Below are 20730 nucleotides of genomic sequence, written 5' to 3' on the forward strand. Positions count from 1 at the left end.
GCCCGGGATCGCGGTGATCCCGGGCGGTTCGAAACGGTGAACTACTTGACGGTGACCGACGCGCCGGCGGCCTCGAGCTTGGTCTTGGCCTCCTCGGCGGCGTCCTTGGCGACCTTCTCCAGCAGCGGCTTGGGCGCGCTGTCGACCAGGTCCTTGGCCTCCTTGAGGCCCAGGCCGGAGACGATCTCGCGGACAACCTTGATGACGCCGATCTTCTTGTCGCCGGCGGCCTCGAGGATGACGTCGAACTCCGACTGCTCCTCGGCGGCCTCGGCGGGCGCGCCGGCAGCAGCGCCGGGGGCGGCCGCGACGGCGACCGGGGCGGCAGCGGTGACGTCGAACGTCTCCTCGAACTTCTTGACGAACTCGGAGAGCTCCAGCAGCGTCAGTTCCTTGAACGCGTCGAGCAGCTCGTCGGTGGACAGCTTGGCCATGATGGGTCCTTCCTAATTTGTTGCGATTTGTGGAGTCCTGGCCGCGCTCAGCGCGGTTGCGGCTCCCCAAGTTGGGTGGTTACGCGGCCTCTTCGCCGGATTTCTTCTCTTCCAGTGCGGCGGCCAGCCTTGCGACCTGCGACGCCGGAGCGGCGAACAGACCGGCGGCCTTGGACAGGTTGGCCATCATCGCGCCGGCCAGCTTGGCCAGCAGCACCTCACGCGACTCCAGGTCGGCGAGCTGCTCGACCTCGGCGACGCTGAGCGGGCGGCCGTCCATGTAGCCGCCCTTGATGACGAGGGCCTTGTGGTCCTTGCTGAACTTCTTCAGCGCCTTGGCGGTGTCGACGGCCTCGCCCTTGACGAACGCGATCGCGGTGGGACCGACGAACAGGTCGTCGAGCCCCTCGATGCCCGCCTCCGCCGCGGCACGCTTGACCAGCGTGTTCTTGGCGATCCGGTAGCTGGCGGAATCCCCGAGCGACCGCCGCAGCTCGGCCAGGTTGGCGACCGAGAGCCCGCGGAACTCGGTGACGACCGTGGCCGTCGACGAGTTGAATCGCTCGACGATGTCGGCAATCGCGGCGGCCTTGTCCTCCGTGGCCATGCATGCCTCCTCGTGGTTGGTGTTCGGCGTTCCGCCTCAAACCGCCCCGAGAATGACGAACGCCCCGACGCAGACAGGTCGGGGCGCACACGAATACAGCGTTAGCCTCGTCCTCCTGCGTGGGCCGCCGGGTAATCCCGGACCTTCAACCGACTTCTCGGTGACCGACGGTCTTCGGTGGAACCGACACAGAATAGCCTGCCACCCGCCGATCAGCCAAAACGGCGATTTCGGCGCGCTCATGACCCGTCACGGTCCGTGAGCGCGCCGAAGTCACCACATCACGCCGACGACCAGCAGCACATACAGCGCCACGAGCAGTAGCACCCGCCGAAAATGCAGCCGGTCCCACAGCCGGGCGTCGTCGCGCGACACGTCGCCGGCCCCTGACCAGCGGCCGATCCGGTTGTTGATCGGCACCATCAGGATCACGGTCATCAGCACGACGACGGCCATCACCGCGGCGGCCGTGACGATGAACCAGTTCTCCCAGGTGACGACGGCGGTCGCGATCAGCACCAGCAGCGTGCCGACGTACCAGAACGGCATCACCTTGCCCAGCACCCGGGCGCCGTCGCTGCGGGCCTGCGCGAACCCGTCGTCGGGCAGCCGGCCGAAGACCGGGTTGGTGAACGCCGCGACCGCGATCTCCACGCCGACCAGCGGGCCGGTGATCAACAGGGCCAGAGCTTCCACGGTTGCGTCCATACCCTCAACCCTGACAGCTTCTCGGGTTCCGCCGCGACTTCGGCGCGCAAACAGCCCGTCAGCGAGCGTTAGCGCGCCGAAGTCGCCAGGGCGGCCGCGCCGACGAGCCCCGCCTCCCCGCCCAATTCGGCGGGCACCACCCGCAGGCCGTGCAAGAACGACAGCCCGGCATAGGACGTCAACGCCTCACGCACCGGGTCGAAGAGCAGCGCACCGGATTTCGCCACGCCGCCGCCGATGACGACAAGGTCCAGGTCGCACACGGCGGCCACCGACGCGATCATGGCTGCGACGGCCGTGGCCCCGCGCCGAAATGTCCGCAGCGCGACGGGATTTCCGGCATTGGCGGCGTCGGCGAGTTCCTTGGCGTCGGCGCCGACGGGTGCGTCCCAGCCCTGCGCGCGGGCCCAGGCCGCCATCCGCGGGCCGGCGGCGATGGTCTCGACGCAGCCGTGTCCGCCGCAGCTGCACCGCGCGCCGCCGGGGTCGACGACGACGTGGCCGACGTGCCCGGCGTTGCCGGTGCGCCCGCCGTAGGGTGCGCCGTCGAGTACCAGCCCGCCGCCGACGCCGGTGGACACCACCATGCCCAGCAGGAACCGCGCGCCCCGGCCCGCGCCGCGCCACCGCTCCCCCAGCGCCATGCAGACCCCGTCGTTGTGCATCCGCACCGGGGCGTCGACCATCGCGGCCACCCGGTCGACAAGCGGAAAGCGTTGCCACTCAGTGATGTTGATCGGGCTGACGGTGCCTGCGGCCATATCGATCGGGCCGCCGCATCCGATCCCGGCGGCGCGCACACTGCCGCCGGCTGCCGCGAGCGCCTCGCTGATCAGCGACTCGACCGCCGCCCACACGGTCTCGGCGTCCCCGTTGGGCGTCGGCAGCCTGCCCTGGTGCACCAGCGTGCCGTCCTCGTCGACCAGCCCGACGGCGATCTTCGTGCCGCCGATGTCGATCGCCAGCGTGGTCATCAGTGCCGATGGGTGTTGTCGGGTTGACGCGGGTCGCCGGGGTGCTCGTAGCCGGGGGCGAGTTCGACGACGGCCGCGCAGCGTGCGTCCAGCCACAGCCGAAATGCCCGGCGACGGGCCACCCCGCGCAGATGCGCGGCGACCGCGTCGGCGTCGTTGAACCGCAACGGGTTTCGTTGTTGGTACGACGCGACATCCTCGGCGGTGACGTCGACATCGGCGGTGACGCTGGCGAACACCGCGCGGGCCAGCGGGTCGGCGAGCACCGACGCCGCGACGCTGCCGATCTCCATACGGGTCACCGTGTCGGGCAGCAGGTCGTCTTCGGTGGGCGCGCCGTCGGCCGTCAACCCCAACGTACGGGCTTCGGCGGCGACCACGCGTTCGGTCACCAGCAGCTGGGTCAGCCACCGGCGCAGCTGTCGGCCCTCGCTGGTGCCCGGCCGGGGCAACGACGACGCCAAGCGGGTGGCCCGCAGTTGCGCCTCCCGCGCGTCGACGTCCTCGACGGTCACCGGGACCCCGTCGACGGTCGCGGCGTTCATCGCACCACCACCTTCACCGCCGGCGAGTACAGCAGGCTGCCGGCACCCGCGACGCGGATCAGCACCCACCATTCGCCGGGTTGCACCCACGGCGGCGGGGCGACGTCGAACTCCAGTTCAGCGGTGCCGCGGGCGGATAACTCGGCGCCACGGGCAGCCGGGCCCATCCACTCCCAGGTCCCCCACGGGCTGATGAGATGCGCCTCGACCGCGATGTCGGCGTGCGCGTCAGTGTCGACGGTGACACTGATCCGCGCCGTGTCACCGGCTTTCACGTCGACCGGTACGGGTTCGGTGACCAGTCGCAGCAGCCTGTCGTCGGGCGGTGCCTCGACCGACACCACACAGACGTCCTCGACCGTCTGCCGCCACGCCGGCGGCATCGAAGTGTGATTGCCGGTCAGCGTCAACTCCGCGCGCACCGGATACAGACCCGGCGCGACGGCGGACGCTGGCGTCAACGACACCCCGGTCTCGAGGTACTCCCCCGGCGGCAACATAAACGACAGCTCGGCCGGATCGGCCGTCCAGCCGGTGGGGCAGCGCAGCCGCACCCGGCCGTGCAGGACCGCGTCGCTGCAGTCGCTGACCGCGGTAAGACGCACCGACACCGTGTGATTCGGCTCGGCGTCGACGGTCTGCGGATGCAGGTGCGCGACGACGGGCATACCGCCCAGCGCGGCGGGTCCGCGGTTGTGCAGCCAGTACCGCGCATACAGCGGTTGGGCGGCCTCGGCGTCGGGCGCCAGCACGGTGTGGTCGGCGTCCAGCGTGCGCGGCAGGTTGAGCTGGGCCCGAACGGTCGCGATCTCGTAGCCGTGCATCTGCAGCTCATCGGTTGCCGGCGATTGCGGGTGTTCGAGCAGGTCGACCCGCACCGCCCCCGAGACCCGTTGCAGCCCCGCCTGTACAGTCACATCTGTTGATGTACCGCAGGTCTCGACCAGCCGGATCACCACGCCGTCGGACGGGCTGACCCGCTGGGTGCTTCCGGACTCCAATGGGTTGCCCGCCGCTTTCAGCGCACCGAGCTGAACCTGTCCGGCCGGCTCGATCTCCAGCAGCGACCCTGTCGCAGGTAATCTTCCCGTGGCATAGGGCTTTTCGGTGATCGCTTGCAGCGGGTGGGAGAACTCCGCGCTGCGCGACGGCAGGTCGGCCTGACGCCAGTCGCCGTCGCCGGATACCAACGCGTAGTCGAAGGTGTGCGTCCAGTGCTGCAGCTGAAAGTTGGAGCCGTCCGGCGCGGTGCGCCGCGGCGGGTCGATCCAGGTGCCCGACGGCCATCCGGTACACGACCGCATCAGCGACATATGCAATGTCCCGTCCGATTCCACTGCGAACCCGGGCATTCCGCGGTTGAGCAGCGCAACCGTGCGTGCCTCGAACGGCTCGAGCTCGGACGGCGCGGCCTGCTCGACGTGGATCTCGAAATCGTCGAGATCCTCGATCACCTCCGCGATCGCCGACCCCGCCACGATCAGCACGGGCAGCGCACGCACATGGCGCAGATCGGCGCCGGGCACCCACACGTCGGCCAACGGTGCGATCGGCGGCACCCATACCCGCGCCGCACCGGTGGCATACAGCTGGCGCTTGAGCTCTTCGCCATACACCGGATCAGCTTCGGCCAGAACCTCGGCTGTGAACGCGTTTTCGTCCGGGCCACCGAGCGCGATCCGCGCGTCGGGCAGATTGGAGTCGACGGTCAGGTCACCGTAGCGCGGCTTGTCCGCGCTGCTGCAGGTGGCGGTGACACCCGCGCGCGCCAGCGCGACTATCAGATCACGTGCCTGCCCCGACGTCGGCGCCACCACCTCTGCCACCGAGACGGCGCGCACACCGTCGCCAACGCGCACTCGCACCGCCGACGACAACCCGAACCAGCCGTACGCCGGATTATTTAGTGTCCAAGGATGTTTCGCCGAGTCGACAGCCGCTTCACCGTCGTGGAACAGGCCGAACCCGCGCCCGATCACCGCGTCGCCGACCTCGCTCACCGGAAGCGCCCCGGGCACCGGGCAGGGCCAACGCACCCGCAGCAGGTGATCGGCGCCGGTGAACTCGTCGATCGCGGTCTGGCACTCCACCCGCGCCACACCGTGCCAGAGCGTCAGGGTCTGCGTGTAGCGCAGCACTTCGCCGATGCGGCCGCGCACCACGATCCGCTGCCCCAGCGCACTCCGGTAGGCCCGCACCTCCGCCGGCGCGGCCGATGAGGCCACCACGGGACCCTTCGGCAGCAGATGCCACGGACCCTCACCGGCCTCGGGGTGCGCGGGATACTCGTCGTAGACGGCCAGTTCGTTGCCGACCCGGCCGTCGGCGATAAGCTCGCGCCCCGAGGCCACCTCGGTCAGCGATGCGACGCCGCCGCCGCGGGCCGGGTCCACCGTGAGGCGGTAGTGCTCGTTGCCGATGGTGTTGCCGTCCAACGGCTCCCAGCCGTCGGCGGTATCGCCGTCGCCCAGCCGATACGACTGCCACCCCAGCGACGGCACATCGCGCGCCAACCAGCTGACGCAACAGCCCGACACATGGGTCGGCAACGCCGCGCCGTCGGCGTCCAGCACCTGCGCCTCAGGCGGCACCGGCTCGGCAAATCGGGCGGTGACGATGTCGGTCCGCTTGTGCGCCAGCGTATTCCACACCACCAGAGGGCCGTCGACCGCGCTGGACAGCAGCGCCAGCGCGTTGTCGCGGGCGGTGGTGCCGAGTTCCCAGGCGTCGCGCCAACCGGTCAGCAGATCGAGGTACACCTGGTCGGATTCCGAACCGGTGATCGCGTCGTGGTGGGCGCCGTAGGCCAGTTGCACCCAGGCCTTCGCCAGCGCGGCGTGCGGATAGGTCGCGCCACCGAGGAGGCCGGCGAACACCGCGAACTTCTCCGCGTCCAATACCGCGTCCTCGGCGGCGCGGTTGGCCTGTTTGGTGTCGATGTAGGACACATGACAGCCGGTGTAGATCGGGTTCATGTCGCGGGTCTGCGGCGACGCGTCGACACCGCGCTCGGCGAGTTCGGCGCGCACGGCGGCGAAGAACTCGCGCGGCAGCGCGCAGATGAACTTCGGCCACGTGTAGCGGGTGTTCCAGTCGCGGTGAATCTCGGTGACCCACTTGTTCGGCGGCGTGTAGTCGGTGCCGACCGGCAGCAGCACGTTGCGGGTCAGCGCGACCTTCTTCAGCGAGGTGAACAACTCATACGTCGCCGTCGATGCCTCGTCGAGTGTCGCGGCGGAGTCCATCCACCATCCCGCCGAGTAATGCGCGGGCATGTAGTGCGTGAGCAGCCCGCGACCCGACGGGGCGATCCATTCGAACTCGCTGCAGAACTGCATCCGCTCGGGGTCGCCGCCGCCGGCCATCGGGCCCCACTGGTGGTGCGGGCCGCGTGCCCAGGAACTCGAGGTCAGGCCGGCGTCGGCGGCCATGCCGGGGAACTGCGGGTCGTGGCCGAACGCGTCGAGCTGCCAAGCGGTTTCGGGCGAAGCGCCCAGCACGCCGCGTTGAAAACCCATGCCTGCCACGAAGTTCCGGATCGTCGTCTCGGGACTGGTGAGGTTGGTGTTGGGTTCGTTGTAGGTGCCGCCCATGATCTCGACGCGACCCTCGCCGAGGAAGCGGCGCAGGTCGGCGCGGTCCTCGGGGTGGGTGTCCCAGTACGGTTTGAGGTAGTCGACTTCGGCGAGCACGAACTTGTATTCCGGTTCACGGCGGGCCATTTCGAGGTGTGCGCGCACCAGGTCGAAGCTGTTGGTCTGCCGGGCGCGGCCGGGCGGGTCCTCGGACCACACGCTGGTGTAGGCGGCTTGGGTGTTCCACCAGACCGGGTCGTAGTGGAAGTGGCTGATCATGTACATGGTCCAGCCGGGTTCGGCGACGGTGAAGACGAACGGGATGTCGGCGACACGGGCGTTGCGCTGCTGTCCGACGACCGGGTCGGTGACCGTCACCGGCACCTCGACGGTGCCGTCACCCTCGGGGGCCTGCACCTGACCGCTCAGGCCGTCGCCGTCGACGCGCACCGTGCCGTCGCCGTCGCTGTAGGTCACGCGCACCAGTTGCAGCGGCGCGTCCGGCGGCCCGACGAACAGATCCGTCGACTCCGCCGAAATCACCCGCACGCCAAAACCCTACGGAATTTATTGGATTCGCGCCGCGAGTCAGCGACCGTCGCGGAAGTTGAGGAACGCCGCGACGTCCGTCTTGACCGCAGCAAGATACTAATTCACGGCCTCACACCCGCGACACGTCGACCACCAGCGCGCGGTGATCCGACACCGGCAACGCCGGCGCGCAATAGCGCTCCACGCGCAACCCCGAGTCGCCGGTCAGGATGTGGTCGAGCTGCCGCGTGGGCGCCTCGGTGGGAAACGTCATCCCGTGCGCCAGCGCCCGCAGCCCGCTCCAACGTCGCACCGGCCCCGGCGTCATGTTCAGATCCCCCATCAGCACCGACGGCGACGGGAACCCCCGCAGATCCCGCAGCAGATGCCGCAGCTGCACCCGGTTCCACCCCGGCACGAACGACAGATGCGTGTTCGCGACGGTCAACGGCCCCAGCGGCGTGTCGAGCCGGCCCACCATCGCCGCGCGCGGTTCCTCGTCGACCACCTGCACCCGCTTCGGCCCGGGCAGATACATCGGGAACCGCGTCGGGATCCGCGGCAGCCGCAGCACCTGCCAGTTCTCGGCGGGAAACCGCGACAGCAGCGCGATGCCATAGGCCGCGGTGCCGGGCTGTTCGTCGCCGGTCGCGGCCATCCACGTCGCACCCGGCGTGCCGGAGATCGCCGCGACGAACCGGTGGCTCAGCGCGCCCATCGCCTCCGCGGCCACCGCCGTCAGATCCGTCCTGCCCGACCGCGGCTGATCGACGTCGACCTCCTGCAACGCCAGGATGTCGGCGTCGAGCTCACGGACGGCCTCGACGAGTCGGTCCTGCTCGACGACGCCGTCGTGGACACTGCGCCCGTGCAGGATGTTGAAGGTCGCCATCCGCATGGGTACTCAAGTACCCACAATGTCCGCCGAGCCCTACAGGAGACCTGTGCCCGCACGAAACGACGATCTGCGCGACGCGCTCCGACGGGCCGCGTCGGCGCTGCGCGACCACGGGCCCGATTTCGCCCTGGGCGGCAGCTATGCACTGTGGGTGTTCGGCGGACCCGAACCGGTGCACGACGTGGATTTCGTCGTCGCCGAACCCGACACCGAAGCCGCCGCGCTGACGCTGGAGAAAGCCGGCTTCACCATCGAGCGCACCCCCGAGGACTGGTTGTTCAAGGCCTGCGTCGAGGACGACTTCGTCATCGACGTGCTGCACCGGCTCAACGGCGTGGCCGTCGACGCCGACACCATCGCCGCCGCCGAGGAGTACGACGTGCTCGCGATCCGGATGAAGGTGTTGTCCCCGACGTACGTGCTGGTGGAAAAGCTCAACGCGCTCAACGAGCACAACTGCGACTTCTCCGCGCTGCTGCCCGCCGTGCGCGCCGTGCGCGAGCAGCTGGACTGGGAGCGCCTCATCGCCGACACCGCCGAAAACCCGTTCGCAGCCGCGTTTCTGGTGCTCGCCGACCGGTTGGAGATCACCCCGTAACACCGGCCCGAGACAAACGCTGCGCGACGGCCGCTACCGCAGCCACCACCTCGGGCGGTTCGAGCACCTCGAAGTCGTAGCCGACCGTCGCGAAGTACAGCACCATCCGCTCGGGGTCGTCGGCGCCGGCGGTGACGATGCAGGCATCGGGGCCGTCGGGTTCGATTGTCGCCGAAGCTGGTGGAAAGTGCTGGGCCACAGCCTCTTCCGAGGCTTGATAGCGTACCCGGGCGACGTAGCGGTACGGCGAACTGCTGATCGACCGTCGCACGTAGGTGGCGGCGTCGGGCGCCTCGCGCGCCACGAACGTCGTACCCAGCGCGCGCACATCCGACATCCGGTCCAGCCGCAGGCTGCGCCAGTCCTGCCGATCGCGGTCGTAGGCCAGCAGATACCAACGCCGCCCGGTGGTCACCAGTTGGTAGGGCTCGAGCCGACGCTGGCTGGCGTTGCCGCGGATGTCGACGTAGCCGGCGCTGACGTGTTCGTGGTCGCGGCTGGCGCGGGCCAACGTCATCAGCACATCGGGTGCGACGGGCGCATCCGACGACGGCGACGTCAGCGTGACGGTCGCGTCGTGCAGCGCGGAAACCTGCGAGCGCAGCCGCGACGGCATCACCTGGTCGAGCTTGGACAGCGCGCGCAGCGCCGATTCACCGACGCCGGCCACCGTGCCGCCCGCGGCCAGCCGCAGACAGACCGCCATCGCGACGGCTTCGTCGGGATCGAGCAGCAACGGCGGCAGGGCCGCGCCGGCGCCCAGTTGGTAGCCGCCGCCGGCGCCCTTGCTCGCGTGCACGGGATAGCCGAGGTCACGCAGCCGTTCGACGTCGCGGCGCACGCTGCGGGTCGTCACACCCAGGCGCTCGGCGAGCTCCTCGCCCGTCCACACCCGCCGCGACTGCAGCAACCCCAGCAGCTGCAGCACCCGGCTCGTCGTTTCCGCCATATGCCGACCCTGTCGCAGTTATAGGACCGAAACTGTCCTATATAGGTGTCAGCGTAGTCGTATGGACCTGACCGCGTTGATCGCCGACCAGCTCGACTTCCACTGGACACACCAGCTTCGGCCCCGCCTGGACGGCCTGACCGACGACGAATACTTCTGGGAGCCGGTACCGAACTGCTGGACCGTCGGGCGCGACGGGTCTATCGACTTCGCCTATCCGCCGCCGGAGCCGGCGCCGTTCACGACGATCGCGTGGCGGTTGGCGCACGTCATCGTCGGGGTGCTTGCGGTGCGCAACTACTCGCACTTCGGCGCGCCGCCGGCGAGTTATGAAACGTGGCCGTACGCTACCGACGCCGCGACGGCACTGGGTCAGCTCGACGACGCGTACGCCCGGTGGATCGCCGGGGTGCGCGGCCTGTCCGACGACGACTTGGGTCGCCCGGTCGGGCCGGCCGAGGGTCCGTGGGCCGAGCACTCGATGGCCGAGCTGGTGTTGCACATCAACCGCGAAGTGATTCATCACGGCGCCGAAATAGCTTGTATCCGAGACCTTTACACCCACACGAAAGGGAACTGATATGCCAGGAATGCCCCCACCCGCCGGGGACGAACGCCAGACCCTGTTGGAGTTTCTGGCTTTTCAGCAGAACGCATTCTTCGCGGTGGCGTACGGCCTGACCGATGAGCAGGCGCGGTCGACGCCGTCGGTGAGCACGCTGTCGATCGGCGGGCTGATCAAGCACGCCGCCGGGGTCCAGAAGGGCTGGACGGACCGCGCGGCCTGTGCGCCGGAGTTTCCGCCCAAGGACGAGCGGCCGATGGCCGAGATCATGGCCGAGTACGCCGATCAGTACGTGATGCGCGAGGACGAGACGCTCGAGGGCCTGTTGGATCAGTTGAAGCAGCAGAACGCGGAGACGCTGCAGGTGCTGGGATCGGTGGCGCTGGACACGCCGGTGCCGGTGCCCCAGGAGGTGCCGTGGTTTCCCAAGGACATTGACCACTGGGACGTGCGCTGGGTGGCGCTGCATCTGATCGAGGAGTTGTCCCGGCATGCGGGGCACGCCGACATCATTCGCGAATCCGTCGATGGCGCAACGATGTACGAGTTGATGGCCGCCAACGAGGAGTGGCCGGAGACCGACTTCATCAAGCGCTGGAAGCCGTCGTCTTAGGCTGGTAGGGAGTCCAACCACGCGTCCATGAAGTGTTCGTCATCCTCGAATCCGCGTAGCCGTGCGACCTCGTCGAACAGGTCCAGCACACGTTGGTGGATGCGGTAGGCGGTGGAGCGGGGCATGCTGTCGGGTGCGTAGACGCCGCGACGCAGCCGACGCGCCCGACCGCGGCCGATCTCCCAGCGCATCGCGTCGGAGACGGCTTTGGAGGGGTTGCCGACCACGGCGAAACCTTGGTGCTCGAGCAACTGGAGCATTTCGTAAATGCTGGCGGGGCCGTGCACGTCAAGGTTGTGCGTCAGCACGTAGCGGAGCTCGATGCCGCGCAGGACTCTTCGGTTCATGGCCACACAGTGGCATCGAGGGGTGACATGTGCGCGCCGGCTCCGGGGTACATGTGCGAAAGTGCCCACCTCTGAGCGAATCTTTCGCTCACCTACTACAGCCCCCGGTAACTTCAGCGAATTTTTCGCTCATAGCCGGGCACTGAGAGCAGTGCTCCCCGAGAGGGAAGACGGCGCGGCTCAAGAGGGACGCGGCGCCGACGGCGGGCACGATGCCGCGCCGACGGCATGGCCACCTCGTGACGGGACGCGTCGCCACCGGGCCCGGGGTCCGAGACGCACCCCCCGAAACCGAGCCGTTCCTTTCCTTGCCTCGGAACGCATGTGCTCCCAAACTGGCCCGGACGCGCTCGCCCCGAGCCGTGTGGCCTTCCCCGCCGCGCGCCGGTTCCGGGGTACATGTGCGAAAGCGCCCACCTCTGAGCGAATGTTTCGCTCACCTACTACAGCCCCCGGTAAGTTCAGCGAATTTCTCGCTCATAGCCGGGCACTGAGAGCAGTGCTCCCCAAGACGGAAGACGGCGCCGACGGCGGGGCGCGATGCGGCGCCCAAGAGCCGAGCCCCTATCGCAGCACCGTCCGCACCGCGTAGTCGACCACCGCATCCAGATCCGTGCCCAGCCGGCCGGCCAGCCACTGCTGCGCCAACTCGGCCATCGCGCCGGTGTACATCGCCGCGCCCACCTGCGCGGCCACCGGATCGAACGTCGGGTGCAGACGCCAGCCCTCCGTCAACACGCCCTCGCGCAACTGATCCTGCGTCGCCGCCCGACGCGCGGCCAGCACCGGATTCGACCGCGCGTCCGTGAACAACACGCGTCCACGCCGCGGATCCGCGGAACTGAACCCCAGCACCGCCGCGATCCCCGCCCGCGTCCTAGCCCGAAGCGACTCCCCCGCACCCTCCATCGCCGACGCCACCTCGTCGGCCAACCCCGCGCTCACCTCGTCGTACACCGCACCCAGCAGGTCGTCGATGTCGGCGAAGCTCTCGTAGAAATACCGTGTGTTCAGGCCGCACGCGCGGCACACCGACCGCACCGACACCGCGGCTTCCCCGCCCTCGCCGAACAGCTCGTACGCCGCAGCGACCAACTGCGCGCGACGCTCCGCGCGCCGGTCGGTCAACGGCACACCGGCCCATCGGGTGGGACTGGACATGCCCTTCAGGGTAAGCCGACTCTGGTCACGGATGTAACCAAAGTTGTATTCTGGTTACAGCCGTGACCAAACCTGAAAAGAGGTCAGCCTTGTTCCTGCCGCACCAGATCGTCGGTCAGATGCTCAACAAACGCTTCGACCAGGGCATTCGTCGCAACTTCTTCAAAGGTATGGAGTTCGCGGCTCCGGTCGGCGACCCCGGCTGGTTCGGGCCGGGCAGCGCGGTCTGGCATGTGCATTCGCACATGTACTCGCTGATCTTCGGTCTGCAGTGTGCGGCTTACATGGAGCGGCTCGACCCGTCGATCTACTGGATGGGCATGCACCACTCGCGGCTGGTCAAACGCGACCCCGAAACCGGTATCGCGGTGCCCAAGATCGACCCCAAGGGCGCTCTTGTGCGCCTCGGCCACTCCGTCGCGTTCTTCACCGGCACCGCCTACGGCTCGACCGAAACCGCCGAGCGACTGGCCCAGAGCGTGCGCGCCATGCACCACACCATCAAGGGCACCCGCCCCGACGGCGCCACCTACGACGCCGACGATCCCGACTGGCTGCGCTGGAACTACGCGACCGTCGTCTGGGGCCTGGCCACCGCCCATGAGCTCTATCACCCGAACCCGTTGCGCGGCAAGAAACTTGACCAGTACTACGGCGAGTTCGTCCGCGTCGGCCACGCGCTGGGCGGCACCGACCTGCCGACCACGAAAGCCGAGACCGCCGAGTGCCTCGAGTCGTATCTACCCAAGCTCGCGGTTACCCACGGCACCGCGATGGCCACCGGCCCGAACCTGCCGATGCCGCAGGCCGCTGTCGACTGGGCCATCCGCGACACCATGCCGAAGTGGGCCAAGGAGATGATCCAGCACACCGACCCCAACATCATCGAGCGCACGGCCCGGCGCGCCACGGTGTGGGGCATCATCAACGGCCTGCAGACGGCCGCCGGCACCCCACCGGAGTTCCGTCAGGCCAAGGAGCGGGTGAAGTCGGGGACGACGGTCAAGCACACACTGCCGACGTACCGCCCAGGCGACGATCCGGTGCGCACCCGCGACGAGATCGAGCACAGCTTCGCGTAACTCTTAGCGCCCCCGCGAGATTGCAAATTCGCATGGAAAGCGCGAGTAACGCCCTGCGAAAATGCAATCTCGCGGCACTATGCGGCGATGTGTCGGAGGTCGTCGCCAATATCGGCACATGGGGGAAGTCTTCATCGGCCGAGAGGCCGTCGAGCGTGGCATCGTCACCCGACACGAATTGCAGCGTTGGTATGCGCCGATGCTTCCGGGCGTCTACGCCCCCAGGGGCGTCGTCTCGCTACCCGACCGCGCCGCCGGAGCGTGGCTCTGGTCGAAGCGCCGAGGCGTCATCACCGGTGTCGTCGCCTCGGCGTTACACGGCGCCGAATGGGTCGACGAGTATCAGCCGATTGAGCTCATCTGGCGTGCCACCCGATCGCCGCGCGGGCTGGTGGTACGAAATGAACGCATCGCCGACGACGAGATCACCTGCGTCGCGGGGATTTCCGTAGCAACCCCGGCCCGGGCGGCCTTCGATATCGGACGGTACCTGCGGCGCAGCGGCGCCGTCGAGCGATTGGACGCGTTGGCCAGGGCCACACCGTTGTCGAGCGAGGACGTGCTATTGATCGCGAAGCGTTATCCGGGCGTGCGCGGACTCAAGCGGCTCAGGCGAGCACTACCGCTGGTGGATGCCGGCGCGGCATCCCTGCAGGAGACTCGGTTGCGGTTGCTGTTCATCGACGCCGGATTCCCCCGGCCTGCCACGCAGATTCCGGTTTACGACGAAAACGGGCAACTGGTACGCATCCTCGACATGGGCTGGGAGGACTACAAGGTGGCCGCCGAATACGACGGCGATCAACACCGCACCGATCGGTACCAGTACGTCAAGGACATGCGGGTATACCCCAAGCTCGCACGCCTGGGATGGCTGGTGTCACGGGTCATCAAAGAGGACCGGCCCGTCGACATTCTCGAACGCACGCATCAGATGATGTCGGCGCGTGGTTGGCAGGGTCGGGTGAGGTTTCCGAGACGCGCGAGACTGTGACGAGCCGCGAGGCCGCCAAGATGCGCGAGATTGCAATTCCGCAGACAAAGTTCGAGTACACCCCTGCCAAACTGCAGTTTCGCGGCATTCGCGTCGTTTTGAGACACTGGGGCCATGAGTACGACGAAAAACCGCGAGGTCGCGCGGCTGGACCGGGTGTCGTTGCCGCTCGAGGCCGCGCGCATGGGAGCGACGGGTTGGCAGGTCACCCGCACCGGCGCCCGGGTCGTCACCAAGCTCGCCGGCCGCGGCTCGCTGCAACAGAAGGTCATCAAGCAGATCCCGCAGACGTTCGCCGATCTGGGGCCGACGTACGTCAAGTTCGGCCAGATCATCGCGTCGAGCCCCGGCGCGTTCGGCGAACCGCTGTCCAAGGAGTTCCGCAGCCTGCTTGACCGGGTGCCGCCGGCCGACGCCAGGCAGATCCAGAAGCTGTTCCGCGAGGAACTCGGCGACGAACCCGCCAACCTGTTCAAGAGCTTCGACGAACAACCGTTCGCATCAGCGTCGATCGCGCAGGTGCACTACGCCACCCTGCACAGCGGCGAAGAGGTCGTCGTCAAGATCCAGCGTCCAGGGATCCGCAAAAGAGTCGCCGCGGACCTGCAGATCCTCAAGCGCGGCGCGCGGCTGGTGGAGTTCGCCAAGCTGGGCCAGCGCCTGTCCGCCCAAGACGTCGTCGCGGACTTCGCCGACAACCTCGCCGAGGAGCTGGACTTCCGCCTGGAGGCGCAGTCGATGGACGCCTGGGTGGCGCATATGCACGCCTCGCCGCTGGGCAAGAACATCCGTGTGCCCCAGGTGTATTGGGACCTCACCAGCGAGCGGGTGCTGACGATGGAGCGGGTCAACGGCACCCGCATCGACGACGTCGCCAACATCCGCAAGAAGGGTTTCGACGGCACCGAACTCGTCAAGGCGCTGCTGTTCAGCGTGTTCGAGGGCGGGCTGCGGCACGGCCTGTTCCACGGCGACCTGCACGCCGGCAACCTCTACGTCGACGACGACGGCAAGATCGTGTTCTTCGACTTCGGCATCATGGGCCGCATCGACCCCCGAACACGTTGGCTCCTAAGGGAACTCGTCTACGCGCTGCTGGTGAAGAAGGACCACGCCGCCGCGGGCAAGATCGTCGTGCTGATGGGCGCCGTCGGCACCATGAAACCCGAGGCGGAGGCCGCCAAGGATCTGGAGAAGTTCGCCACGCCGCTGACCATGTCGTCGCTGGGTGATATGAGCTACGCCGAGATCGGCAAGCAGTTGTCCGCGCTGGCCGAGGCCTACGACGTCAAGCTGCCCCGCGAGCTGGTGCTGATCGGCAAGCAGTTCCTCTACGTCGAGCGCTACATGAAGCTGCTCGCCCCCAAGTGGCAGATGATGTCGGATCCGCAGCTCACCGGATACTTCGCCAACTTCATGGTCGACATCAAGCGTGAGCACGACGCCGAACTCGAGGTTTAGATGCAGCGACGAGCGCTGGCGCGAGGAGCCATATGATCAGCCGCGAAGGCACCGCCAAGTCCGGTGAGCTCGACATCCACTACGAGGATATGGGCGACCCGAACGACCCGGCCGTCCTGCTCATCATGGGTTTGGGCGCGCAACTTCTGTTGTGGCGCAAGGAGTTCTGCGAGAAGCTGGTCAACCAGGGACTACGCGTCATCCGCTTCGACAACCGCGACGTGGGCCTGTCGAGCAAGCTGAAGGGCCAGCACATCAGCACACCCCTACCGCTGAGGATGATCCGCTCGCAGCTCGGCCTGCGAAGCCCGGCGCCCTACACGCTCGACGACATGGCCGACGACGCCGCGGCGCTGCTGGATCACCTGCAGATCGAGCAGGCCCACGTCGTCGGCGCATCGATGGGCGGCATGATCGCGCAGGTCTTCGCCGCCCGACACAAGACCAAGACCAAGACATTGGCGGTCATCTTCTCCAGCAACAACCAGGCGTTGCTTCCGCCGCCGGCGCCACGGCATCTACTGGCGATCCTGCAGCGGCCCAAGGACGCCAGCCGCGAGGCCATCATTGAAAACGCAATAAGGGTCAGCAAGATCATCGGCAGCCCCGGCTATCCGCGTCCCGACGACACGATCCGCGCCGAGGCGATCGAGGGCTTCGACCGCTCCTACTATCCCGCCGGCATCGGCCGCCAGTTCTCGGCGATCCTGGGCAGCGGCAGCCTGCGCCACTACGACAAGCAGATCACCGCCCCCACCGTGGTGATCCACGGCAAGGCCGACAAGCTGATGCGCCCGTTCGGCGGGCGCGTGGTCGCCAGGGCAATCGACGACGCGCGCCTGGTCCTGTACGCCGGGATGGGCCATGAGCTGCCCGAACCGCTGTGGGACGACATCGTCGGCGAGCTCAAAACCAACTTCTCGGCGCGCTGAGCACGGCGAAGTGGAGTCGGCGAGACACAAAGGGCTACGCTCTACCGCTTGAGAGCGTGTCCGCCGTCCAGCAGCCGTGCGGGGAGTACGGTCAACAACATCATGTGATCGGCGTCACCGACGCGTCACAGCGTCACCAGAAAGGCCAAGCAGGGGAAATATGTCTGATAACTCATCCGGCACCAAGGATCTGACGCCGCACTTCGAGGACATCCAGGCCCACTACGACCTGTCGGACGACTTCTTCGGCGTCTTCCAGGACCCGACGCGCAAGTACAGCTGTGCGTACTTCACCGGTCCGGACGTGACGCTGTCGGAGGCGCAGATCGCCAACGTCGACCAGCATCTCGACAAGCTCGACCTCAAGCCGGGGATGACGCTGCTGGAGGTCGGCTGCGGCTGGGGCCTGACGTTGCAGCGGGCGATGGAGAAGTACGACGTCAACGTCATCGGCCTCACGCTGAGCAAGAACCAGCAGGTCTACTGCAACGAGTTGCTGAGCAAGGTCGACAGCGAGCGGACGTTCGATGTGCGCCTGGAGGGCTGGGAGCAGTTCCACTCCCCCGTCGACCGGATCGTGTCGATCGAGGCGTTCGAGCATTTCGGCCACGAGCGCTACGACGACTTCTTCAAGACCTGCTTTGACATCCTGCCCGACGACGGCCGGATGACGATCCAGAGCAGCGTCGGCTACCACCCCTACGATCTGGCCGAGCGTGGCAAGAAGCTGACCTTCGAGATGGCCCGCTTCATCAAGTTCATGATCACCGAGATCTTCCCGGGCGGACGACTGCCGACCACGCAGATGATGGTCGAGCACGGCGAGAAGGCCGGCTTCGTGGTGCCCCAGCCGCAATCGCTGCGCAACCACTACATCAAGACCCTCGGCATCTGGGCCGACCGGCTCGAGCGCAACAAGGACGCGGCGATCGCGGCCACCGACGAAGAGAACTACAACCGCTACATGCGCTACCTCAAGGGCTGCCAGTTCTACTTCATCGACGAGGGCATCGACGTCAGCCTGGTCACCTACCTGAAGCCGGGCGCCGCAGCGTAACCGGCGACGACGACGGCAGACGAGCCCGGCGTCAGTTCATGTTCCACCGCTCGCCGTAGGTGGTGACGCTGTCGCCGTCGGCGGAGATGAGCCGGGCGAACGGACGCAGCATCACCCCGCCGGCGGCGCCGGTCACCGTGCCGTGCGCGTTGGACACCGCCACAGCGCCTTTGGGGCCCTTGACGTTGACGGAGAACGTGGCGACTTCCTGGATGCCGGGGCCGTTGCCGAGGTCGGCGCTGATCGACGCACCCGGAAACAGGTTCGGCGTGGTGATGAAGTTGTCCAAGTAGAAGCCGCTACCGGGAATCGGCAGGGGCGCCGAATCCAACAGGATGTTGGGCGTGGTGTATCTGAAGTTGATTCCGACTCCCAGGGACCACGGGAACCCGATCTGATAGCCCAACTCGAGCTTGCCCTTGAAGTTCTTGGCTTTCGGCCCCTCCACGGTGTACTTGGCCCGGCCGGAATGGAACCACTCGCGCGTGAGGCGATTGCGGTCCATCGGCACCACCCCGTTGAGGAAGGTGTCCCACTGCTGGATGGTCAGCGTGCGATCCTTGCCGTCGACCACGCTTAGCTCGTTGTCCAGAGTTGCGTGGGAGGTTCCGGTGCTGACGAACAACGACGCGACGGCCGTTACGAACACGATCGCTACCCGACCGATTGCGTGCATGATCACCTAACTTGTCCTCGGCCGCCTGATCGGCCCTCGTTACCGCATGTGAATACAAAAAGCTTTGTCGATCTAAAGTAGTGCTCATCTGCAACAAAAGAAACATAACGCGCACGAAAATTACGGATGCCTAGGGGGTCTAGGCGAGCGCGCGTCGTGGGTGTCTATGCGTTAAGTGCCAAGCTCTGAGCGAATCTTTCGCTCAGGCCGCGGCCTGGCCGGCGTCGTCGTCACCCGCGTCGTCATCACCGGCATCGTCGTCGTCACCCGTCGTCGTATCGGCGCCGACGTCCTCGGTGGCTTCCTCGACCTCGGCGTCGACGTCCTCGGACTCGACGTCCTCGGCTTCGGTGCCGATGTCCTCAGACTCGGTATCGACGGCCTCGGTATCGGTGCCCTCGGTTTCGTCGTCGATGGTCCCGACGGCCTCGGTGCCGTCCTCGTCCTCGGTGACCGATTCTTCGTCGACCACCTCGTTGTCGACGACGGTCTCGTCGTCCTTCTGGTTGACGATGGCCTCCACCTTTTGTTTCCAGGTGGGCTCGGACTCCACCGACTTCTCAGCCGGCGCGGAGAACGCGGCGGTGTTCGACTCGGCGGGCGGGGCGATCAGCGTGGTCGTTCCACCGCCGAAGGCGTTCTGGATACCTTCACCGACCGCCTCGACGAGGTCCTGGCCCACCGCGAACCAGTTCTGGAACGGGTTGAACGGCAGCGGCGACAACCACCGTGTCTGCCCCGGATCGCCGCTCCAGTTGTAGCCCAGGTCCACCAACACCTTCAGCACCGGCGTGACGAGGTCGACGATCGGCCGCACGAACGGCTTGAATGGGCCGGGCACGATCTGCATCACCAGATCCGTCAGCGGCAGGCTCTTGGCCGGAATCATGAAGTACCGGTTGCCGTCCCCGTCGACGCGGCAGTGCGGGCCCGGGCAGGGCTCGTCCAGGATCGCCGCCAACTCTTCCTCGGTGTAGCCGTAGGCGATCGAATCGGTGGGCGCGTTGCCGTCGGGCGTCAGGTAATAGCCGTGCACAAGCTCGAATGCCGCCAGCGCGTTAAGCATCGCGAACGGGTTGAGCCAGTACAGCGGCGCATACATCACCGGGTCGTACTCGAAGCCGACGCTGGTGGTCTCGATCCCGATGTCGGTCGGCATCGACGGGCCGAACGTCACGTCGATGAACGGGATCGTCGGCAAGAACCCGAGCCGGGTGAACAGCCCGCCGTCGGGGTTGTAGGCGTTGCCGATCACAAACACCGACAGCCGTTCCTTGAGTTCTGGGCTGAGGCTGGCCAGGTTGCGCAGCTCGTTGGAGACGACGGCCCCGCCCTGGGAGTAGCCGGCGAGGATGATGTCGTCGTCGGTGTTGACCAGCCGGTCGATCAGCGTGGTGTTGAGGTTGGTGACACCGGTGCCCACCGAGTCGTTCCACGTCGCGCACCGGCCGGGCACGCACCACCCGGAGAAGAAAAACAGCGGGAAGAACGACGCCGGGTAGTTGATCCCGGTCAGCGTGCAGTCGGTGGCCACGACACATTCGGAGGGCAATGCCGGGTCGGTGCCGCCGATGTAGCGGTCGTAGAAATGCGGCATGTAGTTCTCGACGACGTTCGCGTCCGGCGTGCCAGTGCCCGGAACGATCAGCACCGAGGTGGCGGCCAGGCTGATCGCCGCCATCACCGCCGTGATGGCACCGAAGACAGCCGTGCTCACGGCGCCTAGGAGTACGAGGAAGGTAACTCGACCAGCCTTACGCATTCGTTGAATATCACATAACGCACCGGTCCATGGCGGTAGAACACGCAAAAGTTGCTGCAGCAAAGTTAGCCACGCGGTCCCAACCGTCAGATCCGTATCGTATTGACCTCAGGTAGACAGTGAGCCACGAACCAGCCCTGTCGGCCGGGGCGGCTCTGGCGGCACAAACGTTGCGACTTTCCGCTTGGGCACGCGGGCAATCTCAGTGCGCCCGTTGGCGATCGGCGAGACGGGGGCATCGCGCCTGCGCAGAAACCGTTG

The 20730-nt window shown here is 67.2% G+C and carries 20 protein-coding genes; 8 read left to right on the top strand and 12 right to left on the bottom strand.

Annotation, left to right across the window (positions count from 1 at the left end; all coding sequences use genetic code 11):
• Positions 1-41: 41 nt before the first annotated feature.
• The 7 genes from rplL to ABQE93_RS10220 all read right to left on the bottom strand — a co-directional run bounded on the left by rplL (position 42) and on the right by ABQE93_RS10220 (position 8272).
• Positions 42-434 (bottom strand): 50S ribosomal protein L7/L12, encoded by a 393-nt coding sequence (gene rplL, locus ABQE93_RS10190; RefSeq protein ID WP_448406693.1) that lies wholly within the window; start codon positions 432-434, stop codon positions 42-44.
• Between the two features lie 79 nt (positions 435-513).
• Entirely contained in the window at positions 514-1041 is a 528-nt protein-coding gene (gene rplJ / locus ABQE93_RS10195; protein WP_448406692.1) for a 50S ribosomal protein L10, read from the bottom strand.
• A gap of 273 nt (positions 1042-1314) precedes the next feature.
• A complete protein-coding gene (locus tag ABQE93_RS10200) occupies positions 1315-1749 on the bottom strand; it encodes an anthrone oxygenase family protein (protein ID WP_448406691.1) in 435 nt (144 codons plus the stop codon).
• A gap of 68 nt (positions 1750-1817) precedes the next feature.
• Positions 1818-2723, bottom strand: coding sequence for an ROK family protein (locus ABQE93_RS10205; RefSeq protein WP_448406690.1), 906 nt, complete (start codon positions 2721-2723; stop codon positions 1818-1820).
• Positions 2723-3268 (bottom strand): DUF7158 domain-containing protein, encoded by a 546-nt coding sequence (locus ABQE93_RS10210; RefSeq protein WP_448406689.1) that lies wholly within the window; start codon positions 3266-3268, stop codon positions 2723-2725. Before ABQE93_RS10210 ends, ABQE93_RS10205 begins: the two co-directional genes overlap by 1 nt.
• Entirely contained in the window at positions 3265-7392 is a 4128-nt protein-coding gene (locus ABQE93_RS10215) for a glycoside hydrolase family 38 N-terminal domain-containing protein (protein WP_448406688.1), read from the bottom strand. The genes ABQE93_RS10210 and ABQE93_RS10215 overlap by 4 nt, the downstream gene beginning before the upstream one ends.
• A gap of 112 nt (positions 7393-7504) precedes the next feature.
• Positions 7505-8272, bottom strand: a complete 768-nt coding sequence (locus ABQE93_RS10220; protein WP_448406687.1) for an endonuclease/exonuclease/phosphatase family protein — start codon at positions 8270-8272, stop codon at positions 7505-7507.
• Between the two features lie 46 nt (positions 8273-8318).
• Here ABQE93_RS10220 and ABQE93_RS10225 point away from each other — a divergent pair, with 46 nt between their 5' ends.
• A complete protein-coding gene (locus ABQE93_RS10225) occupies positions 8319-8870 on the top strand; it encodes a nucleotidyltransferase (RefSeq protein ID WP_448406686.1) in 552 nt (183 codons plus the stop codon).
• Here ABQE93_RS10225 and ABQE93_RS10230 read toward each other — a convergent pair.
• Positions 8860-9819: a helix-turn-helix transcriptional regulator gene (locus tag ABQE93_RS10230; protein WP_448406685.1), complete on the bottom strand. Its 960-nt coding sequence runs from the start codon at positions 9817-9819 to the stop codon at positions 8860-8862. The two genes, ABQE93_RS10225 and ABQE93_RS10230, sit on opposite strands and share 11 nt — an antisense overlap.
• 61 nt (positions 9820-9880) lie before the next feature.
• Between ABQE93_RS10230 and ABQE93_RS10235 the strand changes: the two genes are divergently transcribed.
• Both ABQE93_RS10235 and ABQE93_RS10240 read left to right on the top strand, forming a co-directional pair.
• Entirely contained in the window at positions 9881-10399 is a 519-nt protein-coding gene (locus ABQE93_RS10235) for a DinB family protein (protein WP_448406684.1), read from the top strand.
• Between the two features lies 1 nt (position 10400).
• Complete coding sequence (locus ABQE93_RS10240; RefSeq protein WP_448406683.1) at positions 10401-10997, top strand: DinB family protein; 597 nt, start codon at positions 10401-10403, stop codon at positions 10995-10997.
• On the opposite strand, the gene ABQE93_RS10245 is transcribed toward ABQE93_RS10240, so the two are convergent.
• Together ABQE93_RS10245 and ABQE93_RS10250 are read right to left on the bottom strand one after the other, a co-directional pair.
• On the bottom strand, positions 10994-11344 hold the full coding sequence (locus ABQE93_RS10245; protein WP_448406682.1) for a hypothetical protein: 351 nt from the start codon (positions 11342-11344) through the stop codon (positions 10994-10996). The genes ABQE93_RS10240 and ABQE93_RS10245 overlap by 4 nt on opposite strands.
• 564 nt (positions 11345-11908) lie before the next feature.
• Positions 11909-12505, bottom strand: a complete 597-nt coding sequence (locus tag ABQE93_RS10250; protein ID WP_448406681.1) for a TetR/AcrR family transcriptional regulator — start codon at positions 12503-12505, stop codon at positions 11909-11911.
• Positions 12506-12594: 89 nt separating this feature from the next.
• Between ABQE93_RS10250 and ABQE93_RS10255 the strand changes: the two genes are divergently transcribed.
• From ABQE93_RS10255 to ABQE93_RS10275, 5 genes are all read left to right on the top strand, one after another.
• Complete coding sequence (locus ABQE93_RS10255; protein ID WP_448407244.1) at positions 12595-13587, top strand: oxygenase MpaB family protein; 993 nt, start codon at positions 12595-12597, stop codon at positions 13585-13587.
• A gap of 118 nt (positions 13588-13705) precedes the next feature.
• Positions 13706-14581 (top strand): type IV toxin-antitoxin system AbiEi family antitoxin, encoded by an 876-nt coding sequence (locus ABQE93_RS10260; protein WP_448406680.1) that lies wholly within the window; start codon positions 13706-13708, stop codon positions 14579-14581.
• A gap of 114 nt (positions 14582-14695) precedes the next feature.
• A complete protein-coding gene (locus tag ABQE93_RS10265; RefSeq protein WP_448406679.1) occupies positions 14696-16042 on the top strand; it encodes an ABC1 kinase family protein in 1347 nt (448 codons plus the stop codon).
• Between the two features lie 32 nt (positions 16043-16074).
• Positions 16075-16974: an alpha/beta fold hydrolase gene (locus ABQE93_RS10270; RefSeq protein ID WP_448406678.1), complete on the top strand. Its 900-nt coding sequence runs from the start codon at positions 16075-16077 to the stop codon at positions 16972-16974.
• 160 nt (positions 16975-17134) lie between these two features.
• Positions 17135-18031: a cyclopropane mycolic acid synthase family methyltransferase gene (locus ABQE93_RS10275; RefSeq protein ID WP_448406677.1), complete on the top strand. Its 897-nt coding sequence runs from the start codon at positions 17135-17137 to the stop codon at positions 18029-18031.
• A 31-nt stretch (positions 18032-18062) separates the two neighbouring features.
• Here ABQE93_RS10275 and ABQE93_RS10280 read toward each other — a convergent pair whose 3' ends face one another.
• Together ABQE93_RS10280 and ABQE93_RS10285 are read right to left on the bottom strand one after the other, a co-directional pair.
• Positions 18063-18707 (bottom strand): porin MspA, encoded by a 645-nt coding sequence (locus ABQE93_RS10280; RefSeq protein ID WP_448406676.1) that lies wholly within the window; start codon positions 18705-18707, stop codon positions 18063-18065.
• A 202-nt stretch (positions 18708-18909) separates the two neighbouring features.
• Positions 18910-20424, bottom strand: coding sequence for a PE-PPE domain-containing protein (locus ABQE93_RS10285; RefSeq protein WP_448406675.1), 1515 nt, complete (start codon positions 20422-20424; stop codon positions 18910-18912).
• Positions 20425-20730 lie beyond the last annotated feature (306 nt).

It is taken from the genome of Mycolicibacterium sp. XJ662 (genome assembly GCF_053484035.1).

Coding starts and splice junctions, on each gene's coding strand:
- rplL (WP_448406693.1), bottom strand. CDS start 434: ATGGCCAAGCTGTCCACCGACGAGCTGCTCGACGCGTTCAAGGAACTG.
- rplJ (WP_448406692.1), bottom strand. CDS start 1,041: ATGGCCACGGAGGACAAGGCCGCCGCGATTGCCGACATCGTCGAGCGA.
- ABQE93_RS10200 (WP_448406691.1), bottom strand. CDS start 1,749: ATGGACGCAACCGTGGAAGCTCTGGCCCTGTTGATCACCGGCCCGCTG.
- ABQE93_RS10205 (WP_448406690.1), bottom strand. CDS start 2,723: ATGACCACGCTGGCGATCGACATCGGCGGCACGAAGATCGCCGTCGGG.
- ABQE93_RS10210 (WP_448406689.1), bottom strand. CDS start 3,268: ATGAACGCCGCGACCGTCGACGGGGTCCCGGTGACCGTCGAGGACGTC.
- ABQE93_RS10220 (WP_448406687.1), bottom strand. CDS start 8,272: ATGCGGATGGCGACCTTCAACATCCTGCACGGGCGCAGTGTCCACGAC.
- ABQE93_RS10230 (WP_448406685.1), bottom strand. CDS start 9,819: ATGGCGGAAACGACGAGCCGGGTGCTGCAGCTGCTGGGGTTGCTGCAG.
- ABQE93_RS10235 (WP_448406684.1), top strand. CDS start 9,881: ATGGACCTGACCGCGTTGATCGCCGACCAGCTCGACTTCCACTGGACA.
- ABQE93_RS10240 (WP_448406683.1), top strand. CDS start 10,401: ATGCCAGGAATGCCCCCACCCGCCGGGGACGAACGCCAGACCCTGTTG.
- ABQE93_RS10245 (WP_448406682.1), bottom strand. CDS start 11,344: ATGAACCGAAGAGTCCTGCGCGGCATCGAGCTCCGCTACGTGCTGACG.
- ABQE93_RS10250 (WP_448406681.1), bottom strand. CDS start 12,505: ATGTCCAGTCCCACCCGATGGGCCGGTGTGCCGTTGACCGACCGGCGC.
- ABQE93_RS10260 (WP_448406680.1), top strand. CDS start 13,706: ATGGGGGAAGTCTTCATCGGCCGAGAGGCCGTCGAGCGTGGCATCGTC.
- ABQE93_RS10265 (WP_448406679.1), top strand. CDS start 14,696: ATGAGTACGACGAAAAACCGCGAGGTCGCGCGGCTGGACCGGGTGTCG.
- ABQE93_RS10270 (WP_448406678.1), top strand. CDS start 16,075: ATGATCAGCCGCGAAGGCACCGCCAAGTCCGGTGAGCTCGACATCCAC.
- ABQE93_RS10275 (WP_448406677.1), top strand. CDS start 17,135: ATGTCTGATAACTCATCCGGCACCAAGGATCTGACGCCGCACTTCGAG.
- ABQE93_RS10280 (WP_448406676.1), bottom strand. CDS start 18,707: ATGCACGCAATCGGTCGGGTAGCGATCGTGTTCGTAACGGCCGTCGCG.